Genomic DNA, 26,608 nt, shown 5'->3' with positions numbered 1-26,608 from the left:
AACAGTTAACTAATGTTTATCTATCTAGCCTACTCCGCCCCTACTGCATCCCACTAACAGAACCGTACGTACGGGCCTCTTATACGGCTCCTGCATACTCTTTTCTAGTTTTCCTATGACTTCCTTCAGACCCGGCCGTTGGTCAGCAACGCCCTTGCCATTCGGATTATCTTCCCCTTATTCGGGTGATACAGGTTTCTTTCAACCTCTCGGGTTTACCAGCTTCGCTGAGCAAAAAAAAGCCCGGCAGATGCCGGGCTTTAAGATATAAACAAACTATTGGAGATGATTAGTCCGTTGACGTTTTTATCTGAGACTCAAGCTTAGCCCCTTTTTTCTCTCGCTTGCTGAAGATACGCTCAACAACGACGAAGAAGATTGGGATAAAGAAGATGCCTAAGAAGGTCGAGCTCATCATTCCACCCAACACACCTGTACCAATCGCGTTTTGGCTACCTGAGCCAACACCCGTACTGATAGCAAGTGGCACAACACCTAAGCCAAAGGCTAATGAAGTCATGATGATTGGACGAAGACGCACACGAACCGCATGCAGCGTAGCATCAACCAGATCAGCACCTTTCTCATAGTATTCTTTAGCAAATTCTACAATCAAGATGGCGTTCTTAGTAGCAAGCCCCACAGTCGCCAGCAAGCTCACCTGGAAGAACACATCATTTGGCAGGCCACGAGCATTCATCGCCAATAAGGAGCCGATAATACCCAGAGGCACAACCAAGACCACAGCAAATGGCACTGACCAACTCTCATAGAGAGCCGCAAGCACCAAGAACACGACTATGATAGATAAAGCATACAGCATAGGAGCCTGGTTACCTGATAGACGTTCCTCATAAGAGAGACCGTTCCACTCGACACCAAATCCTGGTGGCAGCTTCTTAACCATAGCTTCAATATCAGCCATAGCTGCACCTGTACTGTAACCTTGCACAGTACCACCTTGAATGTTCATCGCAGGCAGACCGTTAAAGCGTTCTAAACGCGGTGAAGCATATTCCCACTTACCGGTAGCGAAAGCAGAGAAAGGCACCATCTCACCTTGGGCATTACGTACATACCAGGTATCAAGGTCTTCAGGCTGCATACGATACTGAGCATCACCCTGCACATATACTTTCTTCACACGGCCGCGATCGATAAAGTCATTCACATATGAACCACCCCATGCCGTACCCAGTACGCTGTTCACTGAGTTGATATCGACACTTAAGGCTCTAATTTTCGCCTGATCGATCTGGATCTGATACTGAGGCGCATCTTCCTGACCATTAGGACGAACACCGACCAAGTTAGGGTTCTGCGACGCCATACCAAGCAACATATTACGTGCTTCGACTAGCTTTTCATGACCTTGACCATTTCTATCCTGTAGATACAAGTCGAAACCATTTGCTGTGCCTAATTCGATAACCGCTGGCGGCACGAAAGCAAACACGAAGGCCTCTTTCATCTGCATAAACATGCCCATGGCACGACCTGCAACAGACTCTACGTCTTGACCTGGTTCAGTTCGCTCAGACCAATCTTTCAAGCCAACGAACGCAATACCCATGTTTTGACCGTTACCTGCGAAACTAAAGCCTGATACGCTAAACACAGATTTAACGTTATCACCCTCAGCATTGAGGTAGAAGTCAGTCACATCATCCAAGACGTCTTGTGTCGCCTGCTGAGTGGAGTTCACGGGCAAAATTGCCTGAGTAAACAAGATTCCCTGATCTTCATCGGGTAGGAATGCCGTCGGCATACGCATAAAGATCCAGCCCACTGCGACTGCAATGGCTAAATAAACCATCATAGTACGACCAGTGCGCTTAATCATGGCGGCAACACTCGCTTCATAGCGTGAAGTCAGGCTATCAAACTTACGGTTAAACCAACCGAAGAAGCCGGTCTTTGTATGGCTTTCACCTTTCTTAATCGGTTTAAGCATCGTGGCACAAAGTGCGGGGGTCAGTATGATAGCAACCATCACTGACAACGCCATTGCAGATACAATAGTCACGGAGAACTGACGATAAATAACACCGGTTGATCCCGACATAAATGCCATAGGGACGAATACTGCAGATAGTGTTAGACCAATACCAACAAGGGCACCAGTGATCTGATCCATCGACTTCTTAGTCGCCTCAATGGGACTCAGTCCCTCTTCCTGCATCACACGTTCAACATTTTCTACCACAACGATGGCATCATCTACCAGCAGACCAATCGCGAGCACCATAGCAAACATGGTTAAGGTGTTAATCGAGAATCCCAGTGCAGACAAGATTGCAAAGGTACCCAATAATACAACCGGAATGGCAATGGTTGGGATCAGTGTAGCCCTAAAGTTCTGTAAAAATAGGAACATAATACAGAAAACTAGCACTACTGCTTCAAGCAGTGTATGCACAACCCCTTCAATCGACTTCTCGACAAATGGTGTTGTATCGTAGGGGTAAACCACTTCTAATCCCTGAGGAAAGAAAGGCTTCATCTCTTCAATCTTTTCACGTACCAGCCCAGCCGTCGCGAGGGCGTTTGCACCTGTAGCTAACTGAATACCAATACCAGCAGCAGGCTTACCGTTATAGTATGACTCTACTGCATAACTCTCTGCACCAAGCTCTACTCTGGCAACATCTTCAAGATAAACATTGGCACCCGATGAGTCAGATTTGATGATGATTTGTTTAAACTGCTCAGCTGTCTGTAGGCGACTCTGCGCCGATACTGTTGCATTCAATTGCTGGCCTGGTAAAGATGGCGCACCACCTAATTGACCCGCTGAAACCTGGGCATTTTGCTCGCGGATCGACGCCATAATGTCGATACTGGTCAGGTTATATTGAGTCAGCTTCAGTGGATCTAGCCAGATACGCATCGCATACTGGGCACCAAATAACTGAATCGTACCCACCCCCGCAACACGGCTCATTGGATCTTGAATATTCGAGCCGACATAGTCGGAGATATCATTCTTATCTAAAGAGCCATCTTGAGATACGAAGCCAATAACCATCAAGAAGCCGGCGCTAGACTTAGCAACATTGACCCCTTGTGCCTGAACTTCCTGCGGCAGCAGTGGCATAGCAAGCTGAAGCTTGTTCTGCACCTGAACCTGAGCAATATCAGGATCGGCCTCAGAGTTAAAGGTCAAGGTGATCTGCGCATTACCAAAACTATCACTGGTTGATGAGATATAACGCAGGTGGTCGAGACCCGTCATTCGCTGTTCGATAACCTGAGTTACCGAATCCTCCATCGTCTTAGCCGATGCGCCAGGATAAACAGCGCTAATCACTACCGAAGGCGGTGCAATATTAGGATACTGAGAAACCGGAAGGCTTGAAATCGACAGCACCCCGGCTAGCATCAATAGAATGGCGATCACCCATGCAAAAATAGGGCGATCAATAAAGAAACGTGCCATAGTTCTACCCTATTCCTGTTGTTGAGTTGGTGATTTTTTATCCGCAACTAATGGCCCAGCTTTAACTGGCGCCCCAGGGCGAATTTTTTGTAGACCTTCAACGATCAATTGATCACCAACAGCTAAACCATCAGTAATACGCCACTGGTTATTGATCACCTCTGCTGTTGTGACCACTCGGGCTGCCACTTTACCTTCGGCATCAATAATCATAGCGACCGCTTCACCTTTGGTATTACGAGTAATTGCACGCTGTGGCACTAAAATCGCTTCAGGATCTGTCCCCGTATTGAGTACTGCTCGCACATACATTCCAGGCATTAATATGCCTTCTGGATTAGGGAATTCTGCACGTAAGATCACTGACCCGGTGTTTTCATTCACACTGACTTCAGCGAACTGCAGTACACCTTCATGAGTGTATGTTGTACCATCTTCAAGTATTAACTGAACACCAGCATTCTCTACCGCTTCAAGTTTTCCTTGCTTCAATTTAGATTTAAGACGCAACATTTGAGCACTTGATTGTGCAATCTCAATATTAATAGGATCGAGTTGTTGAATCGTCGCCAACGTTTGCGTTTGGTTAGCTGTAACTAATGCGCCAGCAGTCACTGAAGACTTACCCACTCGCCCAGAAATAGGCGCCTTGACCTCTGTGTATTCTAAATTAATATTTGCCGTATTGATTGCCGCTTCAGCAACGGTCACTCTTGCTAATGCTTCTTTGTATGCCGCATCAGCTTCATCAAAGTCCTGCTCACTGATAGAGTTAAGCTTAACCAGCTTTTTAAAGCGTAATGCTTTTGCTTTAGCCGAAACTAAGTTAGCTTGCGCGCTTTCAAGATCAGCTTTGGCACTAATCAATGCTGCAGTGTAAGTCGATGAGTCGATCTGATATAAAGATTGGCCCTTTTCGACATCTTTCCCCTCAACAAAACCACGCGTCATGATAATGCCGCTAACTTGAGGGCGCACTTCAGCTTCCAAATATGCTTTGCTGCGACCCGGCAATTCAACCAAAATTGATTGTGGTTTTGCAGTAATCTTGATGACACCAACTTCCATCGGCCCGCGCTCTTGCGGTCCTTGTTCAGTTTGTTGCCCACAAGCAGTTATCCATAACGCCACACTTAAAACAGAGGCAATTTTCACTATTTGCCGCATGAGAACTCCTATCATAGCAACCGACCAAGATTTGGTAGCCCGAACAGAATAAATCACTATTACGGGTATATTTGGAAGCATAAATTTTTGGGTAAGATTTGAACTTGCCTTTATCTCACACCTGAACAAAGTCAACAAGAAAAACTACTTGTAAATTTGTAAGCTAATGCAAATTTATAATTAAAATCACAAGCTTATGTTATCAACTCGTTAACGTTGGCCATATTTATTAAAGTGAGTTAATTGGCTGTAATGTCTATTATCTTAAAAAATCAGCACCGCTACTCCAGCATCACAGTTTATTCTCAGTCATTTCATTCATAAACTTTCATAATTTTTCGCTTTTGGTTCATTCAAACCAGCATAGCCATTCACATGCAGGCTTTATTATTCAACTGCGCTAACAAATTCCTTCACTATGAGACAACACGTATGAAAGCCAATATGAATCTAGGATATAAGTTACTGTTAAGTGGATTGATCCTTTCAGCCACTTCTTTTGCTCACGCTGCGAACTCTGATGCAAACTCAGAAGTTTTAGGCGGAACCATAAGCGGTAACCTCACCTTCGCATCAGACTACGTATTCCGTGGTGAATCAGAAACTATGGATGGCGATGTGCCAGTCGTACAAGGCACTCTTGGCTGGGGCAATGATGATGGTTGGTATGGCGGTGTATTTGCCTCAAATATCAAATTTGCCGATCCTAAGTTGGAAATTGTCACCGCCCCCTATATTGGTAAAGCGGGTGAGTTTGGTGATAGCGGATTTACCTATGATGTGATGGTGTTCTCCTACCTTTATCCAGGAGCTTCCTATTCAAACTATACCGAATTATGGCTTAAAGTCGGCAAACAATTCGGCCAAGCCAAGGTTCAGTTGGAAGTGACCCCAACAATCGATGACTGGTTTGGTGTCGACGGCTGGCAAGGAGTTAACTATGCCATTCATCCAAGTTATGAGTTTAACAATGGTGTGAAAGTATCGGGTTCTGTAGGTTACCAAGATTTAGATGGTGAGGGCGCCGAGGGCTGGGGACACTGGAACTTAGGTGTTAGCAAAGCATACTTTGGCCTAAATTTCGATCTTAGATACCACGGCAGTACTGTTGATGAGACACACAAGGTCTATGGCACTCAGACTGAAATATTTGATGACCGATTTGTGGTCGGGATCAATAAAAGCTTCTAAGTCTAGCTCGATGTAAACAGTTAGATATCGTTTTACCCTGCAAACATAGCTCTATTTATTGCATATTATTCGGCAATCTCACGTCAGCCCGCTCTAGGCTGACGTTTTTTATCCCCAGTCATATAGAAGATGACTAAAGCCTATTATCCCCGACACTGCACGCCAGAATACGACTAATATCAGCCAGACTTCTGCCTGACTCTTGCTGCCAACCATTGAATGCAGCTTGTACTTGCTTAAGACCACTCTTAGAACTAAAACCAAAATCCACCAGCTTATGTGCCTTCATATATGCTTGAACATCACCAGTGAGTAAGAAGGTATCTTTGCCCATTGCACGCAAAAAGTAAGGGCCAGTATTACCACCGAGCCTTGTTCCTCTACGCTTAAGTTGAGCCCAAAGCCCAGTAATATCCTCACTTGACCAGTTAGCAATGAATTCAGCTAGGCTGCCGTGTTCCCTAGCAATATCTTGCGTCATCAAGGCATTGTCATAAATAGCCATGGTCTTCTTCATATGGCGGATCAAGGTAGCATCGCTTGCCCGTTCTTGTAGCTGCTCTGGCGATAGCATCAATACCTTCATAGGTTCGAAACCAAAGAAGGCTTGCTCATAAGCCGGCCATTTATTTTCAACGATGCGCCAGACAAATCCCGACTGAAATACCTTCTTACTCATCTCAGATAACAGCTGCGCATCGCTATATTGACCTATCTCATCCACGCTTAAATTAGCATTGGTAGAGAGCAGACTCTCTAAGCCTTCATCGCCACCTTTACGGTCGCTCGCTCTTTGAAAGATGGCAGAGAAAGATTCTTGTTGGCTCATAGTAAAATATAAACGTCTAATGGATGGAACTTTCAATAATATGAAAACAGATGTAGAAAGCAATCACTTCATTAACTCGCAACTGCAATCCTGTACTAATCGCCCCCAGACATGTTTATCAAAATATCATAACTGGACAAATAACATCCAAGCACCTAATTTTAATATTCAGTAAAAGTAACCAATCAACATGAAATACACCATTTAGTTATCAGTGTTTAACTATTTCAGGCTCAATTTGGGAGAACATTATGGATTCAGGTCAGCTCTATCGAATGCTGGTATTTGCTAATGTTGTCGAACACGGCTCCCTAACGGCAGCAGCGAATGAGTTAGGCATCAGTCGCTCTATGGTAAGTCAGCACTTAAAAAAGCTGGAGCTTAGGTGTGAGACTCAATTGATACAAAGAACGACCCGCAAGATGGCTCTCACCGAAGATGGTCAGAACTTCTATTATTATTGCGCTGAATTGCTGCAACTTGCCAAGCAGGCAGAGCAAGCGACTCAGCCTAATAACAAAGAACTCTATGGCAGCATCAAAATATTAGCACCAGTTTGTTTTGGGGAGCACAACCTTATTAAACATATTGGCGACTTCCATAAGTGCTATCCCAAGATACGGATCTCGATACGACTTGAAGATAGACACATAGATCTTATCGAAAATAACATTGATATCGCGATACATGCAGACTCCTATATAGAGCCAAATATAAATGCTATCGCACTCAGTAAGTTCGACGAGTATCTTGTTGCCAGTCCAGAATATATAGAACAAAACGGCTCGCCACTACACCCGGATATGCTACAAACACACCAATGGATTTTGCAGTCTTCGAATCTACTTCCAAAGAGTCACCAGATCCAAAACAGCTATGGCGATAAATTTAAGCTCAATATCAATCCATTTATCACCTGTAACAGTAACCTTGCCGTCATGAGCTTAGCCAAACAAGGCATTGGAGTGGGAATTTTACCCAGTTATCTCGCCCTAGCACAGATAGAACAAGGGCACTTGGTACAGGTATTATCTGACTACCACCTCCAAGAAGGGCTAGTGTATGCAACCCACTCTTTCAATGATGTGCTCCCTCCTAGAGTAAAAGCATTTCTCAATTATATTGAAGAGCGACTAAAGTTATCTATATGACATTTTTTAGCGTTGGGGATTATCGATGGAGCTTTTTTATCATCCACTTTCCCGCTACTCGCAAAAAGTGCTCATCGCTCTCTATGAAAAGCAAGCCAACTTCTATCCAAGAGTGATTGAACTGTCAGATCCTATTTCTCGCCAAGAGTTTAATCGCTTTTATCCCCCAGGAAAGGTACCCCTGCTCAAAAACAAGGCCGGAATGTTAATCCCTGAATCCAGTATTATTATTGAATATATTGATAATGAATTTTCGACCGGTACCAAACTTATCCCTCAAAACCATCAAGTGGCGCTAAATACACGCTTACAAGATCGCTTAATAGACAATGATTTCAGTAATGTACTCTTTGAGTTAGAGCGGCAGAAGCTACAAGAAGAAAATATGAATCAGCTGCTTATCAAGCAACTTGAAAACGACATTACTAAGTTTATAAAATACCTAGATACTCAATTAGAGAAACAGCATTGGCTATGTGGCGACAGTCTAACCTTAGCCGATTGCGCCTTATTTCCCTGCCTTTATTACGCTCAGGAGCATTTCAAATATTTTGAATATGACAATCTCGATAGGTATTGGCAGCAGGCTAAGCTAAGAGGTGCGTATCAACAAGTCGAAGAGGAAGTGGAGCTGGCTAAAGGAGAAGTACTAGCAGGTAGGAGGCCGATACCCTAAGAAAGTTCCTAGTAACTCGATACTAGGAACTAGGCGCTTTTATATATTCCGTTCTTTCTTGAGTTGCAAAAACTGCTTCCACTTCACCACTTCCGCCGGAAGCTCTGGAGCCGGTCCTTCAAAGTTAACCTCTTTAACCATAGTGTCGATTGGCACTTGCTTGCCTTTACAGACGAATACACCACGGACATGCACAATACAGTGCAGTTTATTTTCACTCACGAAGCGTTGTTCGATATAAAAATACTTTTCATCCCATCCCACCAACTTAGTCTCAATTTCAAACAGAGTGAATGGTTTAATATCGCGGATATAGGTGAACTCAGCAGCGTTAACAATAGGCATCCATTTGAGCTTGATGAAACGCTTAAGGAAGCCCATTTCGGCTAACATATAGGTACGAGCCAGATCCATAAAGGCTGGATACCTTGAATTGGTCACATGAAAGTTAATGTCGCAATCACAAGGTAATGCGCGGTATGAGATACGGCTGGTGCCGAGAAAACCGATAGAATTGCAGTGGCGTACACGCCAGATAAATAGCCAAATGAGCCTGAAATAGAGATTCATCTTAGATCCTTTTTTAATGAACGCCAGAGGCTAACAGAGGTCATACCAGATAACAAGCTTGCAGTTTTACTAATATATAACTGCAACCATTAAAAATGCCAACTGGCTAAACCAATTGGCATTTAACGTTAACCATCTCAAAAAACAATATGATTTAAAGCCTTAGAGTTAGAACACTTTGCTAACTAGGTTAGCTCTAGCTGACGAATCTACTCAACACTGATGCCGCTATGGCGTAATAGTGCGTCAATTTTTGGCTCTCGCCCACGAAAACGCTTAAACAGGGTCATAGGCTCTTCACTACCTCCCATCTGTAAGATATTTTCTAGGAAGCTACGGCCCGTACCTAAGTTGAATATTCCCTCCTCTTCGAAGCGAGAAAATGCATCGGCAGACAACACCTCAGCCCATTTATAGCTGTAGTATCCGGCAGCATAACCACCTGCAAAGATATGGGCAAAGCTATGTTGAAAACGGTTAAAGTCAGCCGCTTTTACTACTGCAACTTGCTTACGTACCTCATCCAGCTTGGCTTGAATATTGGCTCCCTGCTCAGGGCGATATTCAAGGTGCAACCTGAAATCGAATAGTGAGAATTCTAGTTGACGCAACATGATCATGCCTGACTGGAAATTCTTTGCTGCCAGCATTTTATCCAGCATATCTTTTGGTAGAGGTTCACCGGTTTCATAATGTCCAGAAATCTCGGCTAACGCCTCCTCCTCATAACACCAATTTTCCATAAACTGACTCGGTAACTCTACGGCATCCCAAGGCACACCATTGATACCTGATACGCCTGCAACGTCTATTTTAGTCAACATATGATGAATACCATGGCCAAACTCATGGAATAAGGTGGTCACTTCATCATGGGTAAATAATGCAGGCTTACCATCAACAGGTGCATTGAAGTTGCATGTCAGATATGCCACTGGATCTTGTAGACCATTAGGCGTCTGTCGGCGAGCACGGCAGTCATCCATCCAAGCTCCGCCACGCTTACCTTCACGGGCGTAGAGGTCCAGATAGAAGCTTCCTCTATGCTTACCCTCACTATCTGTAATATGGAAGAAACGAACATCCTTGTGCCAGCTATCAAACTCATCTTGCTCTTTGATGCTTAAGCCAAATAGGCGTGACACGGTATAGAACAGACCCGAAAGCACTTTATCTTCGGGAAAGTATGGTCGTAACAGCTCTTGAGATATTTCATATCTGTGGTGTTTCAGTTTTTCAGCATAGAAGCTGAGATCCCAAGGCTGCAAATCATCGGCATTGAACTCTTGCTGGGCAAACTCTGTCAATTCCACTAGCTCAGCCTTACCTTGCTCCTGTGAGCGACTCGCCAACTTATTCAGAAACTCCAATACCTGTTGTGGAGTTTCGGCCATCTTAGTTGCCAGTGATTTATGCGCGAAGCTGTCGAAGCCAAGCAGTTGGGCCAACTCATGACGCAAAGCGACAATTTCATCCATTAGCGGACCATTGTCATATTCACCAGCAAATGGACCTTGATCAGAAGCTCGAGTCACAAAGGCGCGATAGCACTCTTCGCGTAATTCGCGATTTTCGCTATAGGTCATTACCGGCAAGTAAGATGGAAAATCTAAACTGAACAACCAACCTTCTTGCTCTTTCGCTGCCGCCATGGCTTTCGCTGCTGCAACAGCAGATTCAGGCAAGCCGACTAAGTCTGCTTCAACTGTGATTAACTTACTCCAGGCTTGAGTCGCATCAAGGAGCTGATTGGAGAAGCTACTTGTAAGCTCTGACATGCGTTTAACGAGCTCACCATATCTCAGCTTATCTTCATCACTAAGGCCAATGCCTGAAAGCTCAAAGTCACGTAAGCTGTGCTCAATAACGGTTTTCCTAGCCTGACTCATTTGCTCAAACTCACTCGATGCTCGCAGAGACTTATAAGCTTGATAAAGTGGCTGATGCTGACCGACAAATGTGCCGTACTCAGATAACAAGGGTAAGCATGCATCATGGGCTGCGCGCCACTCTTCACTGCTAACAACTGAATTCATGTGGGAGATAGGTGACCATATTTTACCTAGCGCATCATCCACCTCTTCGAGAGGCGCCACTAAGTTATCCCAGGTAAAGGGAACTGATTGGGCGAGAACTTGATCTATTTCACTACGACAATTGGCAATACCTTGCTCTACAGCCTCTTGAATATGCTCAGGTTTTATTGACGAAAAAAGGGGTAAAACTGCGCTGGTAAGCAAAGGGTTGCTCATATTTATTCCTCAGCATGATTTATCGAGTCTAATGTTTATTGAGATATGGGCGATGAGAGCAATATTCAAGAAAAATTACTAAATCATCTCATTTTTACGCCTCCTAACAGGCATCTCTTTAAAAAACATTGATTTACTTCAAAATTATGATTTACACAAAACTTACATAGCGAGTATTGCAATCGAGATCATGAATACGATGAGTTCTCATTTACACTAGCAGTTGTAATGATACTCTTATCGCAACTAGCTGTTCTTTCGCCTGAAAAAGATAAATACAATGAAAAAAATAACCTACTTAACTTTGCTACCTTGCATAGTTTTTGCTGCATTTACCAGCCATGCCGATAATATTTCAAACTTAGATGACTCTCATAACATCAATAAATTACCAAAAAATGAGCAAAATGAGACTCAATTTATTGTCGATCTCGGTTGGGACTCTGAATATATCTCAGAGGGCCGTAACAACTTAGATAAAGGTGGCATCACCTGGGGCACGTTGGCTGTCCAACGTGGAGATCTGAATATCTACGCGACAGGTGGGCGTGCCGATAGCCAAGATTATACTGAATGGAACTTTGGTCTGGAATACGCTATTGCAATTTCAGACACCATAGATGTCAGTATTGGTTACCAAAGACTCGAGTTTTATGGTGATGAACCTTGTAGTGACAATGAACTCTTTAGCAGCTTAACCTACCAATTTAATGATTGGCTTATACCATCATTGGCTTATACCTACTCAACAGAAGCTGGCGGTTATTTTGTCGAAGCTAGCATACATAGCCCTTGGGAATTAAGTGATGGCTTTACTGTCACGCCTTATATCACCCAAGCATTCGACTTCCAATATGTCACAGAAGAGCACAACGGTGCTAACCACTTTCAATTTGGCATCGAAGCCGAGTACATCATCATGGATCAGCTAGTCATATCGGGGCACTTCAGCCATACCTTAGCTCAAGAAGATATCAAGCTCGAAGCTAAAGCCGAGGAGAACGAAGGCAGCTTAGAGCAAACCTATGCAGGCATTCACCTGACATGGAATTTTTAGCACATAAACAAGATTCAGATTGGTAGTAACGTATTTTGTCGTCTAAATTTACACTTAGTCAGTAGAGATAAAATAATGATTAACGGCAGGGAACGCCTTTAACACAGAGATAATCAGAAGCTCAGAGAGGAACAAGGAATGTCACTCTTCAACATTAAGCGCATGCCTGCGCATCAGCCAGCCTATACCATACCAATATTGGGAATTATCATCGCCTTAGGCTTGTCCTATAGCTGTCATGCTAGCGATGTAAGCTTACTCACTAACGCTGATTCCCCCAGCACAACATTAGGCGTGGCATTAGATAGCGAAGGTAAACCAATCCTTATCCCATCCCAAAATCGAAGTGCATTCGATTACCATGCAGAGCCGCACTTTAAGCTGCAGGCTCCAGCCAAGAAAAAATCCAAGAAACGAAGACGTAAATCCACAAAAACGCTCTCCAGAAAACAGCTGTTGGCTAGCAGATCACAGGTGGCTAACGACCCAAGCTGTCGCTGGCTAGACAGCCGTATGGATAAATTAGAAAAGAGCCTTAAACACCGCGGCAATCAAAAAAGTTATGGCTTTCATCGCAGCGAACTCAAAATAAGAACCACTGAATGGAAATGTATGAAGTGCGGCGCCGAAGGACCAAGCCAAGTCGATCACGACAGGTGTCAGTACCGTCGTTGAGCTTTATAGGAGAAATTTTATCAGCCAAACACGGGTCTGTTTACTGGCAGGAGCTAAGTGTTTGACCAATTCAGAGCCACTCACGTAGTGCGGCTTTGAATTCCCGCTGAATGGTCAAACTTTTAATGCAACTGGTATTAATAGTTAATGAGATAAGGATCAATTCCCTCTACAATGAGGCGAGCTTTTTTTCAAACTTTAACAAACCTTTTTGGAGATAATGATGGCCCAACATTTTGACTATATCTGTCTTGGCGCAGGTAGTGGTGGTATTGCATCGGCAAACCGAGCTGCTATGCGTGGTGCAAAAGTCCTACTTATCGAGGCTAAAGCCTTAGGCGGTACCTGTGTCAATGTGGGCTGTGTTCCTAAAAAGGTCATGTGGTATGGCGCTCAGGTTGCAGAAGCGCTACACCTTTATGCTAAAGACTACGGTTTCGATGTCACGGTAAACAAATTCGACTGGAGCACTTTGGTCGCTAGCCGTGAAGCCTATATCGACAGAATTCATGGTTCGTATGATCGTGGTTTAGAGAACAACAAGGTCACACTGGTTAGAGGTTATGGCCGCTTCGTTAATGAACGTACTATAGAGATCGACGGTCAAGAGTACACTGCCGATAATATTCTTATCGCGACAGGTGGCTCTCCGACCATCCCGAACATTCCAGGTGCTGAACATGGTATCGATTCTGATGGTTTCTTCGCTCTCACCGAGCAGCCAAAGCGCGTAGCCGTAATTGGCGCGGGTTATATTGCTGTCGAGCTTGCTGGCGTACTGCATTCACTCGGCAGTGAAACCCAGCTTTTCGTGCGTAAACACGCGCCACTACGTAGCTTCGACCCTATGCTAAGTGAAGCTCTAATGGAGTCAATGGCAACTGATGGGCCAACGCTTCATACCAATAGCACACCAGAATCGGTCATTAAAAATAGTGATGGCAGCCTCACTCTTAAGCTTGAAAATGGTGAGAGCTATGAAGTTGATACCTTGATCTGGGCCATTGGCCGTAAACCATCAACAGACAATATTGGCCTTGAGCATACCCAAGTTAAGCTTAATGATCGTGGCTATGTCATTGTCGATGAGCAGCAAAACACCACCAACCCAGGGATCTATTGTGTCGGTGATATTATCGAAGGTGGCGTCGAGCTAACACCCGTCGCGGTAAAAGCGGGTCGCCTACTCTCAGAGCGCCTATTCAATGGTATGACCGATGCCAAGATGGATTACAAGTTGATCCCTACGGTTGTCTTTAGCCACCCCGCTATCGGCACCATGGGACTTTCAGAGCCTGAAGCTATTGCCCAATACGGTGCAGACCAAGTTAAGTGTTACGCCTCAGGTTTCACTTCTATGTACACAGCGGTTACAGCACACCGCCAGGCTTGCAAGATGAAACTGGTCTGTGCAGGCCCAGAAGAGACTGTCGTCGGTATCCATGGTATCGGATTTGGTATGGATGAAATCCTACAAGGCTTCGGTGTCGCCATGAAAATGGGCGCAACCAAGGCTCAGTTTGACTCAGTAGTGGCGATACACCCAACGGGCGCCGAAGAGTTCGTTACCATGAGATAAGCCAGCTCTAACCGAACAACCTTGTTCAATATCATTAGCCTGAGCCCTCACAGCCTCAGGCTTTTTTGTGGGTGATAACAATCCTGACACAGGAGGAGACTTAGATTAAAAAATATTGAATCATTAACTAAAATTAATTGAATTTATTGACACTGAAGCGCGAGTTACAATGTTCGGCCAATGAATTCATCCAAAAAACGATGCCGACTAACAAACAAGTGCAAACCAATATCCAATTAATGCAAAAATATGGCCCTTTTTTACTCATCGCTGCCTTATGTTTGCTTCCGGTCATCACATCCCCTATCGCTCTCGTGCTTGGCTTTACCTTAGCAAGTCTTGGCCTAGTGCCTCATAATATAAATTTGGCGTCGTTAACTAAACGCTTTCTGTCATACTCAATCATAGGCTTGGGGTTTGGGATCCATCTACAAACCGCAATATCGGTAAGTTTAGCTAACCTACCGCTTATTTTAGGATCCATTATTTTCACCTTAGCCTTAGGTTTTCTACTGACCAAGCTGCTTAAATTTGATAGTAAAACTGGTCACTTAATCTCTGCTGGAACCGCGATCTGTGGCGGTAGCGCGATTGCAGCGGTTTCACCTGCAATCAATGCAAACAGTGAGCAGTCTGCTATCGCGTTGGCCACTGTGTTTATACTCAACTCAATTGCACTATTTGTCTTTCCGGCATTAGGCCACCTATTTTCAATGAGCCAATATGATTTTGGAGTCTGGAGTGCCATAGCAATTCATGACACCTCTTCTGTGGTTGGTGCAGCTTCGGCTTATGGAGAGGAAGCCCTCACAACTGCGACAACGATTAAACTTGCCAGAGCCCTTTGGATCATTCCTATCGCCTTGTTAAGTGCGGCTATATTTGGCGGCAACAAGAAAAAGATCACCATTCCCTATTTTATCGGGTTTTATTGTCTTGCTATTGGTATTGCTTATTTGTTTCCCCAGGGGCAAATCGCTTATGAGGTCATATTTGAGATGTCTAAGCGTATCTTAGTCTTGTGCCTGTTTTTAATCGGTGCAGGTATCACTGTGAGTAAGATGCGAGCAGCCGGAGCTAAACCATTGCTACTCGGTGTCATGCTATGGCTATCCATAGGGACAGGTTCACTGCTGTATATTTTGTATGCTTAAAAGAAGTATCTAGAACCTAGGACCTTTCAATCCTAATTTTATTTCCCACCGGCCAGTTTAGATTGCTTCACCGGAGTGGATTTATATCCAAGTACTATCCATAGTAAGCATGTAAATGCGCCAAGATCGATCAAGGCGCGAACGAGCCCGCTAGTCAGCAAAGAGCCAATAACGAATACTGCACAACATAAGATAATTGACCACTGCTTCATGCTTCTATCTCCAGCAAAACCTAATAAACATAAAGTTCATCGATTCTGCAATAAGCCACAATTACGCCACAAAGTGGCATAGATAGAAATGCGAAGCAGATCTATCTAGTGGTTATTATTTATCGAATAGTAGCGCGATACCAAATATCCATTTTCACTAACAAATAGCTATAACTACTAAGAAGCATTAAGTCTCAACCGCATAAGGGTCATTAGTGGCGTCATCATTCCAATGATATTCCGTTAACGCTTGGATCCGCTTGGCTTCCGATTTACCTCTTAACTGTTCAACATAGAAGAGTGCAGCATCAATCCCGGCAGAGACGCCTGAAGAGGTCAAATACTTACCGTCATCGACCCAGCGAGCACTTGGCTGCCAATTAACTTTATTTGATAGACTGGTCACCCAGTTGTAGGCCATTTTATTTGTGGTGGCATTCACCCCATCTAACACCCCAGCTTTCGCTAAAAGCGCCGAACCAGTGCAGATAGAGAAAACTTTATCGGACACTTTCTGCTGCTCCCTTAACCAGCGCATCAACACCTGATCTTCAATCAGTTTCCGAGTCCCTAAACCACCAGGAATTATGAGTAGATCACAGGGAGTCACACTATCCAGGCTCAAGTCAGTCACGACTCTTGGACCTTGATAACTTCTGATTATACTTTTAGCTCCAACGAGCTTTATCTCTACATTTTTCATATGCCCCAGCATCTCTATAGGGCCATGGAGATCTAACGTTTCATAATCATCAAACACTAAGGCTAGGATCTGCATTGGCCGTTCACTTGTTGCTGCAAACGATACACTGGAGAAAGTATTACTGGCCACAATACTTGTTGCGGCTATCGATATACCGGCGGTTAAAAACTCACGACGCTTCATAAGAGCTCTCTTAAATTAGTTATCTTGAGCCAGAATCTGACCCACTATTTAATTAAGTCATTATATCTTTGAAAAAATTCATTTAATTTTTAGTCAGTAAACAAGAGTTGTGATCATTAGCCAGATTTTTAAAAAACCTTTATCCAGCACTCACTACCGCTCCAAAGCTGCTCGCTTAGCGAATGTTTATCGCCGCTAAACTTGGATCATTTTTTGTAATTTTTTCTTGTCGATGAACTAGATAGCCACTGAAGAGAGAAAACAAACAGTAGGCCGAGAAATAGTAGAAACCCACTTCGAAATTAGCACTGGTTTTCAGCATTTCTCCCATACCCGCTTGAGCTAACTCAGACTTGTCTATGCTTCCGCTAATGCTAAGGATCGGCTGGGTCACACCTGGGATTAATAAACAAAGGGAAAGTAATATGATAATCACAGTGAAAATACGATTCATGATGCACTCAAGCAAAGATATTGAAAGCCGAGTATACCTGTGGGGCTATTGATAGCGCAAAATGCTAGCTAAAGATTTAATAAAAAGGAGAAGGGTCAACATCTAAGCTGCTTGGTGAGACACCACGTTCGATATGTAAGTCTGACTTAAGTAAGTCAACCATGGTCACATCGGTATAGCGCTTATGTTTAATAGAGTAAAAACATTTGAGTACAGGATGCAGGGCATCTCTATTTTTCGATTGCCACACAATACCCACACGCCCATCTGATAGCTCCACTAACGAACCGACAGGATAGACACCTACGCAACGGATAAATTCATAAACCAGTTTTTGATCTAAATGAAAAGGGGTAAGACTCAGTAATATTTTAAAAGCAGCAGCTGGGCTCATGGCCTCTTTATAGCAACGAGTTGCCGTCAGCGCATCGAAAATATCGACGATGCAGCTCATACGACCGTGTAATGGAATTTCATCGCCTTTCAAGCCTCTGGGATAACCATTACCATCTATTTTCTCATGATGCATCAAACAGACATCTTTACTGACTTCAGATAAATCTTGGGTTTGCTCCATAATGTCTATGGCATACACCTGATGAAGCTTCATATGCTCAAACTCTTCAGGAGTGAGTCTTGCTGGCTTGTGCAGTATCTTGTTATCTACTTTTATTTTACCGATATCGTGTAAAATACCACCAACAGCTAGTTGCCGAAGCATCTCTCTATCAAGCTTGAGATGTTTACCAAAAGTAACTAGTAAGAATGCAACATTGATGGAATGTTCGAGCAGGTAAGCATCTTTACTTCGAAGTGCAGAAACACATTTGAGCGCATCCGCATCGAGTAATGCAGTTTCTATCATATTATCGGCGAGAGCTTCAAAAGGGGCGACTTCTATCGCTTTACCTGCAAAAACCTCAGATAATACTTTTTGAACCAGATCTTTGGCTTCAACGATTAATTTTTTAGATTCTTGCTGTTGCTTTTCACGGGAAGGCTGCACTTTTTTGACCACAGGTTTAGGTGAGACAGCACGTTTCAAGCCACAACTATCAGACGATCGCTCAACATCAACCCATACATGCTTAATGCCATTTTTTTTAAGCTTAAGTATCGCATCCTTATTGCGGATCTGTCCTGCATTTGCGATAGCAACTAAACCTTGTTGGTCAATTGCTTTCACAAACATCCCTATGCTTAACTTCGACACAGAGATTTTAACCAGTGCTTTAGAATCGGCTAATTCAGCCATGTGCTCACATCTCCCCAGATGACCTACGAGCTTAGAGCCTTCTTTATTGAAAATCAGACTCTTTTACTTTGATAAATCTTCATATAAGTATTCTAGTACGCCAAATACCTTATCGATATTTTGTTTTTGTTGAATTGGCGTAAGGGGAGCTATTCTATTCCTAGAAGCAGTAAAGCACCACTGTAAAATATCAATAACAGAACTACTCGACTTAAAAACATACTGTAAACATACCCTCAGCTTTAGTAACTGCTTAATTAAAAGGCTGACCACAATATAAAACATAAATGAACACTAGATTTGCAGCTGAATACACTCTAAACCCGACTTGAGCCACCGCCGTTTCATACAGTTAAAACATGAAGTTGGCACATCATCAATCTGTTCATCTTCATCATCTGGGCTAAAGTGGGTACAAACTTCTGCCGCCTCACGAGATGCTTTATAATTCTCAAGATCAAATTTAAAAGTAAGACTGTTACCTTCGTGCTCATACCAAGGCAAGATCTGTTTCATCTAATACTCCTTCAGATGTTGTTTAAGCGCATTACACCAACGCCCTTTATCTCTATAAACCAGTAAAGCAAACTGATGCTGCCAAAAAATGGCTTTAACCTTTCCAGTCAAATAGAGCCTCTCATCTGGGCCAAGCAAATCACCGCTAATAGTCACCACACTATCGAGTTCAGATCGCCTTAAGATATCAGCCACAGTGATCTCAAAAAGGTCTTGAACACTAGAATCTTGATCTAAGCCATTATTCAATTTAACCTGACCTTTGACTCGACCATCTTGCCCATAAAGCCTTAATCCAATCCCAGCCAGCGCACCAATGACACCTTGGCCTGTACCACCATGCTCACTCAAACTGACATCTAATTTGGCTGCCAAATCGTAAGCTTGCACTTTAGTTTTCACTTCGACTTTAGCCTTTAAACCAAACTCAATCAGTGCAAGCCGATCATATGAACTCGATAAGTCTAATATTGCTAAGCCAGGATCTGATGCACAAGCACATTCAGCCAACAGATGCTTCACAGCAATAGTCTTTATCTCTGTTAGTGATTTTTCTGATGCTAATTCAAAACACATGGCACTGTTATGCGATGTGTAAGGTATATCAGGATGGACATATAGCTGATGTCGCGTCACCAGAGGATGGGCATCATTCATTTCATCAAGCAATAAAACCGCTATCTCTTCAGCAATTTCTCCAGTCCCCTTAGTCCCTATATCATCTGTGTCATCGATACAGATAAGCCAGTTTTTTTTATCTGATGTTTGCATTAAATTTTTCCATTATCATTTGAATTAGCGCCGAATAGATCATGGGATTTTAGACGTTCCAGAACAGGAGGAACTAAACTGGCCGCAAGTACAGTAAATACACCACCTTTGAGCATACTCAGGCCAAGCTGTACCAGCGCAACTTGCATTGTCATACCCACTAACAAGTCTTCCACCCAGCCTTTCATTGCCCATGCTAAACACCCCACCAGCCCAACTGTGATACAGCGCCATCTCAGAGTAAATAAACCTGTCAGTACAATTAAGCTCATATCCATCGCTAATGCAGGAATGGCAAATTTGAGCAAAATTAACGGTCCGCCCTTACCAATACTCAACACCATAGCAACTAGACCGGATAGCACTCCACAGGCTGTAATGGCTCCTAATCGTCCAACGATGCCATAGCAAATCAGATAGAAAAATGTCATTAAGAACATTGAATGTCCCGACAGTCCTAATTTAAGCCGTAGCATACTTTTTAGTGCTACCAGTAAGGTCGCACAAAACCCGATAAACAGTGCGTCTTGCAAGCTGAAACTCATACTCTTATTCATAATGATTTTTCCTGAACTTCTATTCTTGCCAATGTGTTGGTTTACTTTTCTTACCGTAAAATCTTAATTGCGCTGCTATGGCCATCTGCCTAGATAACTTAAGAAGCTGAATCAACAGAGGGAAAACCACACAGGTCATCAACTCTTGCCAATTTCTCGGATCCCTTAACGCCTTCGGAGTTATCTTTGCACCTCTTATACATTGCACCTGATAAATCTCGCGGATCTCTCTGGTCATATAGGGCAGTAACCCTATTGAAGCACCGATAACAAAGGCCCACTTAACCGGTAATACCCAAGTGAGTACTTGGCCAATTTTTTCCGGAGCGGTACTCACCGACAACCACCAGCCCGGAATGAACGCCAGTAATATTCTCAATACAACAATCAAGCCCTCAATGAGCTGACTTTGGCCGTGTAACAAATAGTAAAGGCCCATGGTGACAATTAACTGCACCATAAACACTCGGCCTATCACTCCAATATTCCCTTTGAGTAACAAGCCATGCAGCACTAAAATAAAATTGAAAACACACAAGACGGGTAAAAAAGTATTAGGAGTAAAAAATGCAGAGCTAGACAAGACTAAAACCAGCAATAAGGACAAAGCAGTAGCATAACTCTGCCCCCGCCCTTTCCCCATAGTCCCTTGCTGCGTGCTAGCTCTACAGCCTCTCCTTCCTTTAGCCCACATGTGCAGCATCCATAACTGGTCGCTCTGCTAGCAACTCGCCATTTTTAAGGTTCCAGTAACGTGACACTGGGGTATGCGGCAAGCGTCTATGGCTAGTCAGTAAAATAGCCGTACCTCGCTTGCTCAAGGCAATAAGCTGTTGCCATACACGACAGGTATACAGCTGGTCTAACCCAGCAAAAGGATCATCTAGCAGTAACACTTTAGGACGGTAGGCACTGATTGAGGCTAAAGCAACTAAGTGCTGCTGGCCGTAAGACAGGGTGTGAGGAGAATGTGAACTCAAGTGCTTCAAATCCATCTCTTGCAGTACTTGATCAGCATTCTCTAACGGTAAATCAAAACGCTTAAGGCTAAACTGCAACTCTTCCAGCACTGTCATCTCAAATAGCTGCCTGCATGGACGTTGGAATAGTAAACCGATCTCACTACCATATATGCCTAATTTGGGCTTTCGCCCAAGTACTGAGAGGGGCAATGCAGATGACTGAGGCTGCATGCCGGCAAGGCTTTTCAGTAAGCTACTTTTCCCCGTCCCATTATCCCCAACTAAGGCCACTATTTCACCGCTAAATAATTGCAAATGCTCAGAGCAAACAAACAGCGGCTCATGATTAGCGAATTGATAAGATAAGGGCTCTATTTCCAGATAACTCTTGCCTACCTGACAAGCTGGCGAATAAGCAAATTGAATCGAATCTTGCTTACTACAACCTGACTTCAGCTTGCCTTTATCCAATAGCCAAAACTGGTCTACCAAATCACTAAACACATCCGGATTATGCTCGACCAGTATTATCGAAACCCCTGTAGATTTAAGCCCCTGAAGGACAGATATTAATTCCGACACTCCCAGATCATCGAGCTGAGCCCAGGGTTCATCCAGCAATAGAATATTGGGATTAAACACCAATTGCGCAGCTATCATTAAGCGATATTTCTGCCCTAATGACAGGGTTTCAATTGATGTATCTAGACTAACAAATAACCCAACCCGCCTTAACGCACATTGCACCTTGTCCAGCATCAGCTCAGAGGGAACGGCTAGATTCTCTAGCGCGAAAGCCACTTCTGCACCAACACTCTGACGAATAAACTGCGCATGAGGATCTTGCATAACTAAGCCAATAGCTAGGCCTTCAGAAGCAAGTATCTCCCCTTCATATGGTCTAAATAAGGTCCCCATTATCACATTGAGCAAGGTTGACTTACCCGAACCTGTTGGGCCATTAATACAATGACATTCGCCCGCGCCTATAGACAAGTTAACCTCATCTAGAATAAACGAGTGGTCACTGCCATAACGAAAGCTTAGGTTCGTCAAACAAAGTAAGTCATCCATAATCCAACTTCCTTACCGTGAACTAGATTTGCCAGTTAATGCCAACAAAAAACTGACGGCCAGCTTGGGGGATGGCTTCACTCTGATAATAATTTTCATCTAGCAAGTTAGTGGCTCTAAGGAAGAGCTCCAACTTGTCATCTATTAATGCTTGAGTCAGGTTTAGATCTAGCAAGGTATAATCTTGCAGGCTCTGCTCAACCCATAATTTTTTGTCACCCACCTTCTCTTGAGCGTAATAAACCTGACCCATTATCCGCTCAAGATTGATGTTTATACGTAAGGCAAAAGGTAATTCGTAATCTGCTTGTAAGCGGACTTGATGACGTGGGCGATATTCCAAGCTATCCATGCCATCGGTAGCATCTTTGTCTTCTGTATCTAAAAAACTGTAAGCGAAAGTCACCGATAACTCGTCGATAGATTGATTGTTCAGAGAGAGATCGACTCCCTTGAATTGATAGCGACCCATATTCTGATAAATACCGGCAGTATCCTTGGAGATATAGTTGTCTGCATCCGTGTAATAACCAGCAAGATTTAACTCAGTATTTGCTGAAATCCCTTGAACAAGACCTAACTCGAAATGCTGAGAGGTTTCTGCGACTAAATCATCATTACCAGATGATTGAGCGTACAGGTTTCTCATGGATGGGAAGCGTACTTTCTTTGCGATACCGGCATTGAACTTAGTTTGTTCAAACATCTGCCAGTAACCTGATAACTGACCTGAATAATCATTTTCAGATACTGATTTACGTTCTTGCTCGTGATACGCAGCACCAAAAGTGACACCGAAATTATCACTGCCTTGATACTGATATTCGCTCGCTAATGTGTACAACCAAGCTGAATCATCAAAGGCCTCACTCCCACCGCCGTTACCGCCGCCATTACCTCCGCCGTTATCACCGCCGTTACCACCGCCGTTATCACCGCCGTTACCACCGCCGTTATCACCGCCATTACCTCCCCCGTTGCCTCCGCCATTACCACCGCCGCCTGAAGCCGCTAAAGGGGTTGACTGAATGGACTTATCTCCAGAGTAACTTTTTGAGCTTGAGTTCCAGCTTTGGTTCTCTGCAATGAGTGCTGTTGTTAGCGTGCTTGATTCTGCAATTTCAGCGATAAGCTGTAGGTTGCCTCCCTGAACCGTCGAGCGGCCATCTTGGCTTTGCTTTAACTTATTGTATCCCTCATCGGTATACTGATTTTCTACGACATCACTCTGGTTGTGATAACCGAATCCTCTAAGAGTAAACATGTCATTAAATCTATGAGCCATACCTAGCTGAAAGGTCTGAGACTGATAATCATCGACGCGCTCAAACTTAATGCTACCACTGCTAGTACCATCTCTTGGTGGCTTGCCCCACTCACCCGAACGTAAGCTCATATTAGCCGTGATTTGGGTATCTTCAGATAACCAGTAGCTAGCTTGAGCATAAATATTGTCTATGCTTTTATCTGAATTATTTCTGATATCCCCTGATTGATTATCATTATCTGGATAATCGTCAGAAAGAGGGAAGCCATCAGTTTGCTGATGAGAGACAGAAACTAAACCTTGCCAGTTTTCACCAGAACCAGCCGCACTGATATCCCCGTTATAAGTATTGTCAGTCGTGGCTTCTATTTTTCCAGAAAGAAATGGAGAGTTATCACCTTGCTTGGTAATAATATTAATCACACCACCCGCACCACCTGGGCCATACAATACCGAAGTTGGGCCGACAGAAACTTCGACCGATGCTATCTGGCTAGTCGGGATAACACTAGGATCAAATTGCCCATCTTCGGCACCATTGGCTGGCACGCCATTAATGAGAAGTGTCACATGTCGAGTTTTAAACCCTCTGATATCGACCCTAGGCGCTCCTTGACCACCAGTACGCACATATAAACCAGGTACATTTCTTAATATCTGATCTAAACTTTGCACCCCTAACGCTTTAATCTCATCTTCATCAATGCTCCAATGAGTCGTCGATAATTCAGTCACAGATGCTCTTTCACCGTGAACAACAATCACATCAGTGACATTCAGAATAGGATCTCTTTCAATAGCTTCATCTGCATTGGCAATACTAAACACGCCACAACTGGATATTGCGAATGCTAAGGCTGATATTTTTATTAGTTTTGGTTTGTCTTTCATACTGATCTTAGTCCTGATATGAGCTTATTCGCGACATTCTCAGTATCCGGAGTCATTGCATCAAGTAGATAAAACCTGAAAACAAACCTAAGTCGAGTTATTTAAACAATGTCCGTAACTTGTTCCCACACATGGAGACAAAAAGTCTCACAACATAACCTATTTAGACAAAAGTACTCACGTATTCGTTTTTGTTTCTATAGTAAAAGGAGAAGAGTAAACTGTCGAAATTAAGCTCAAGTTCACAGCTTGAAAGCCGATAACTTGACAGTTTTTAGCTCGCCCTTTACTTTGTGGTAAAGATTCTTATTACCAATTGATTTAAGAGTCATTAGTCACTTAAGTTCATATCGTTATATGAATGTTCACTGTTCTGATCTGTTTGGAGTTATTATTGGCTGCCCTAATGCTGTCACAGGCTATTTCGTCTCTTACTGACAAGCTGAAACAATTTAATTTCCAGTCTCATAGCGACCCTATTATTCAACTATCTGTCAGTGTTAAAGCTATACCTGTCATTGCTTGGTTAGCTGCTCAGCCGATCTATCCAAGAATTTATTGGAAAGGTAGAGACACAGAGGAAGAAGTGTCGGCTATCGGTAGCTGTAAAGACTTCTTCTATGAAGATGCGGTAGACGATAACCAACTCGCCATGGCATATCAGGAACAACGTGCACTCACTAATAATCAAGATGTGCGTTACTACGGTGGTGTTGCATTTGATAGAACGACAGAGTCTTGGCCTGAGTTTGGTCGGGCGCGCTTCGTATTACCCCGAGTAGAACTTAGACGTAGCGGCAGTGAATATAAGCTTCTAGTCAACCTCAATTGCCAAGATAATGATAAGGAAAATGAACGTAGCCAAGCGATCGACTGCTTAACCAGCTTAGCTTCACCGGCGCCTCTTCCCCCACCAAATAAAGTCAACCTTATAGGGCGCAGCGATAGACCAGATCACTATCATTGGTCCGAATTAGTTAATAAAGTCACTCATCCAAAATTTATAAAAGACACCCCAAAAGTCGTATTATCTCGCTTAACTCAGCTCGAGGTAAACGAAGTGATAAATCCTTGGATGTTGCTAGCTTGCTGGCAAGGCCGTAACCCAACGAGTTTTCAATTTGGTTTTCAATTCAGCCCTGATAGTACATTTATTTCCTGTACTCCAGAACGTCTATATCGCCGTCGCCAAAGGGAGCTATTTACCGAAGCGTTGGCCGGAACGACGACTCGCGGCTTAACTAAAGAAGAAGATAAAATGCTGGCGACTCAGCTGTTGGAAGACAGTAAAAATAGTCATGAGAACCAACTCGTCAAAGAGCATATCGTCGATGCACTAACGCCATTAAGTAATTATGTCGGCGCAGAAGAGTCACCTAAGGTATTTAAATTAAGCCATATTCAACATCTGCATCGCTCGATTCGCGCCGAGCTAAAACCAGGAGTCGATGATTTTCAATTGTTACTCGCTCTACATCCAACCCCTGCGGTGGGTGGCTTACCCAAAGAGCCGGCGATGAACTTTATTCGCCAGCGGGAAGGCTATACCAGAGGCTGGTATGCAGGGGCGTGTGGGTATTTTAATAAATATGAAAGTGAATTTGCCGTCGCCATCCGTAGTGCACTTATCGAACCTGGGCGCATCAACCTATTTGCAGGTGCGGGGATCGTTTCAGGATCAGAGCCTGAAGCTGAGTGGCAGGAGTTAGAGAATAAACTCACTACAATATTATCCATTCTCACAGAGCTATAGCTCAGCCGATAGAGTACTGGGCAATCTTAACTCAGCAACTTTTTGGTTAGCAAGCAGATATTTGACTCAAGAAAAAGGCACAAACTCATAAAAAGCGATGAGTTAAGGACCCACATCCAAAAATGATCAAGTTAAACTTGCCTGAAAATTAAACCTCTTTATAATGTGCCGCCCCCTACAGGGGTAAAACAACAATAATCACAAGATATTCTGCTGAATAATTAGGCTGCATATCATCTATCCATTAGCGGGTTCCCTCACCCCGCGCTT

At 43.6% G+C, this 26,608-nt stretch carries 22 protein-coding genes and 1 pseudogene; 8 read left to right on the top strand and 15 right to left on the bottom strand.

What is annotated here, in order from left to right; genetic code table 11:
* Positions 1–289 precede the first annotated feature (289 nt).
* Together FM038_RS00800 and FM038_RS00795 are read right to left on the bottom strand one after the other, a co-directional pair.
* The gene (locus tag FM038_RS00800; protein ID WP_142873116.1) at positions 290–3,439 is read right to left on the bottom strand and encodes an efflux RND transporter permease subunit; all 3,150 of its coding nucleotides are present in this window, start codon (positions 3,437–3,439) and stop codon (positions 290–292) included.
* A 9-nt stretch (positions 3,440–3,448) separates the two neighbouring features.
* Positions 3,449–4,606 (bottom strand): efflux RND transporter periplasmic adaptor subunit, encoded by a 1,158-nt coding sequence (locus FM038_RS00795; protein WP_142873117.1) that lies wholly within the window; start codon positions 4,604–4,606, stop codon positions 3,449–3,451.
* Between the two features lie 432 nt (positions 4,607–5,038).
* Between FM038_RS00795 and FM038_RS00790 the strand changes: the two genes are divergently transcribed.
* A complete protein-coding gene (locus FM038_RS00790) occupies positions 5,039–5,797 on the top strand; it encodes a TorF family putative porin (protein WP_223292972.1) in 759 nt (252 codons plus the stop codon).
* A 133-nt stretch (positions 5,798–5,930) separates the two neighbouring features.
* Here the strand turns inward: FM038_RS00790 and FM038_RS00785 are convergent, their stop codons facing one another.
* Positions 5,931–6,626 carry a DNA-3-methyladenine glycosylase I gene (locus FM038_RS00785; RefSeq protein ID WP_142873118.1) on the bottom strand — a complete coding sequence of 232 codons (696 nt, stop codon included), beginning with the start codon at positions 6,624–6,626 and terminating at the stop codon, positions 5,931–5,933.
* A 251-nt stretch (positions 6,627–6,877) separates the two neighbouring features.
* Here FM038_RS00785 and FM038_RS00780 point away from each other — a divergent pair, with 251 nt between their 5' ends.
* Positions 6,878–7,777, top strand: coding sequence for a LysR family transcriptional regulator (locus FM038_RS00780; protein ID WP_142873119.1), 900 nt, complete (start codon positions 6,878–6,880; stop codon positions 7,775–7,777).
* Between the two features lie 25 nt (positions 7,778–7,802).
* On the top strand, positions 7,803–8,453 hold the full coding sequence (locus FM038_RS00775; RefSeq protein ID WP_142873120.1) for a glutathione S-transferase family protein: 651 nt from the start codon (positions 7,803–7,805) through the stop codon (positions 8,451–8,453).
* Positions 8,454–8,492: 39 nt separating this feature from the next.
* On the opposite strand, the gene FM038_RS00770 is transcribed toward FM038_RS00775, so the two are convergent.
* Positions 8,493–9,023 carry a thioesterase family protein gene (locus FM038_RS00770; protein WP_142873121.1) on the bottom strand — a complete coding sequence of 177 codons (531 nt, stop codon included), beginning with the start codon at positions 9,021–9,023 and terminating at the stop codon, positions 8,493–8,495.
* A 209-nt stretch (positions 9,024–9,232) separates the two neighbouring features.
* The gene (prlC, locus tag FM038_RS00765; RefSeq protein ID WP_142873122.1) at positions 9,233–11,275 is read right to left on the bottom strand and encodes an oligopeptidase A; all 2,043 of its coding nucleotides are present in this window, start codon (positions 11,273–11,275) and stop codon (positions 9,233–9,235) included.
* Between the two features lie 280 nt (positions 11,276–11,555).
* Here prlC and FM038_RS00760 point away from each other — a divergent pair, with 280 nt between their 5' ends.
* From FM038_RS00760 to FM038_RS00745, 4 genes are all read left to right on the top strand, one after another.
* The gene (locus tag FM038_RS00760; protein ID WP_142873123.1) at positions 11,556–12,332 is read left to right on the top strand and encodes a hypothetical protein; all 777 of its coding nucleotides are present in this window, start codon (positions 11,556–11,558) and stop codon (positions 12,330–12,332) included.
* A gap of 138 nt (positions 12,333–12,470) precedes the next feature.
* Positions 12,471–13,007 (top strand): hypothetical protein, encoded by a 537-nt coding sequence (locus tag FM038_RS00755; RefSeq protein ID WP_142873124.1) that lies wholly within the window; start codon positions 12,471–12,473, stop codon positions 13,005–13,007.
* Positions 13,008–13,230: 223 nt separating this feature from the next.
* Positions 13,231–14,586: a glutathione-disulfide reductase gene (gene gorA / locus FM038_RS00750; protein WP_142873125.1), complete on the top strand. Its 1,356-nt coding sequence runs from the start codon at positions 13,231–13,233 to the stop codon at positions 14,584–14,586.
* A 239-nt stretch (positions 14,587–14,825) separates the two neighbouring features.
* Entirely contained in the window at positions 14,826–15,740 is a 915-nt protein-coding gene (locus FM038_RS00745; RefSeq protein ID WP_185965812.1) for a YeiH family protein, read from the top strand.
* Positions 15,741–15,778: 38 nt separating this feature from the next.
* Here FM038_RS00745 and FM038_RS00740 read toward each other — a convergent pair whose 3' ends face one another.
* The 10 genes and pseudogenes from FM038_RS00740 to FM038_RS00695 all read right to left on the bottom strand — a co-directional run bounded on the left by FM038_RS00740 (position 15,779) and on the right by FM038_RS00695 (position 24,585).
* Complete coding sequence (locus FM038_RS00740; RefSeq protein WP_185965799.1) at positions 15,779–15,952, bottom strand: hypothetical protein; 174 nt, start codon at positions 15,950–15,952, stop codon at positions 15,779–15,781.
* Between the two features lie 187 nt (positions 15,953–16,139).
* The gene (locus FM038_RS00735) at positions 16,140–16,838 is read right to left on the bottom strand and encodes a DJ-1/PfpI family protein (RefSeq protein WP_142873127.1); all 699 of its coding nucleotides are present in this window, start codon (positions 16,836–16,838) and stop codon (positions 16,140–16,142) included.
* A 342-nt stretch (positions 16,839–17,180) separates the two neighbouring features.
* Positions 17,181–17,292, bottom strand: a pseudogene (locus tag FM038_RS25400) (paraquat-inducible protein A); the annotation flags it as partial.
* A 76-nt stretch (positions 17,293–17,368) separates the two neighbouring features.
* Complete coding sequence (locus FM038_RS00725) at positions 17,369–18,547, bottom strand: HD-GYP domain-containing protein (RefSeq protein ID WP_142873129.1); 1,179 nt, start codon at positions 18,545–18,547, stop codon at positions 17,369–17,371.
* 294 nt (positions 18,548–18,841) lie between these two features.
* Positions 18,842–19,063, bottom strand: a complete 222-nt coding sequence (locus FM038_RS00720; protein ID WP_142873130.1) for a hypothetical protein — start codon at positions 19,061–19,063, stop codon at positions 18,842–18,844.
* Positions 19,064–19,834 (bottom strand): DNA-binding protein, encoded by a 771-nt coding sequence (locus FM038_RS00715; RefSeq protein WP_142873131.1) that lies wholly within the window; start codon positions 19,832–19,834, stop codon positions 19,064–19,066.
* Positions 19,834–20,391, bottom strand: coding sequence for a core component of ECF transporter (locus tag FM038_RS00710; protein ID WP_142873132.1), 558 nt, complete (start codon positions 20,389–20,391; stop codon positions 19,834–19,836). Before FM038_RS00710 ends, FM038_RS00715 begins: the two co-directional genes overlap by 1 nt.
* A 19-nt stretch (positions 20,392–20,410) precedes the next feature.
* The gene (locus FM038_RS00705; protein ID WP_142873133.1) at positions 20,411–21,085 is read right to left on the bottom strand and encodes an energy-coupling factor transporter transmembrane component T; all 675 of its coding nucleotides are present in this window, start codon (positions 21,083–21,085) and stop codon (positions 20,411–20,413) included.
* Entirely contained in the window at positions 21,075–22,427 is a 1,353-nt protein-coding gene (locus FM038_RS00700) for an ABC transporter ATP-binding protein (RefSeq protein WP_142873134.1), read from the bottom strand. Before FM038_RS00700 ends, FM038_RS00705 begins: the two co-directional genes overlap by 11 nt.
* A 22-nt stretch (positions 22,428–22,449) precedes the next feature.
* A complete protein-coding gene (locus FM038_RS00695; protein WP_142873135.1) occupies positions 22,450–24,585 on the bottom strand; it encodes a TonB-dependent receptor plug domain-containing protein in 2,136 nt (711 codons plus the stop codon).
* 406 nt (positions 24,586–24,991) lie between these two features.
* On the opposite strand from FM038_RS00695, the gene FM038_RS00690 reads away from it, so the two are divergent.
* Positions 24,992–26,338, top strand: a complete 1,347-nt coding sequence (locus FM038_RS00690; RefSeq protein WP_185965813.1) for an isochorismate synthase — start codon at positions 24,992–24,994, stop codon at positions 26,336–26,338.
* The last annotated feature ends 270 nt before the right edge of the window (positions 26,339–26,608 follow it).

The organism is Shewanella eurypsychrophilus (assembly GCF_007004545.3).
GTDB lineage: Bacteria > Pseudomonadota > Gammaproteobacteria > Enterobacterales > Shewanellaceae > Shewanella > Shewanella eurypsychrophilus.
This window is presented reverse-complemented; position numbering and strand designations above follow the sequence as displayed.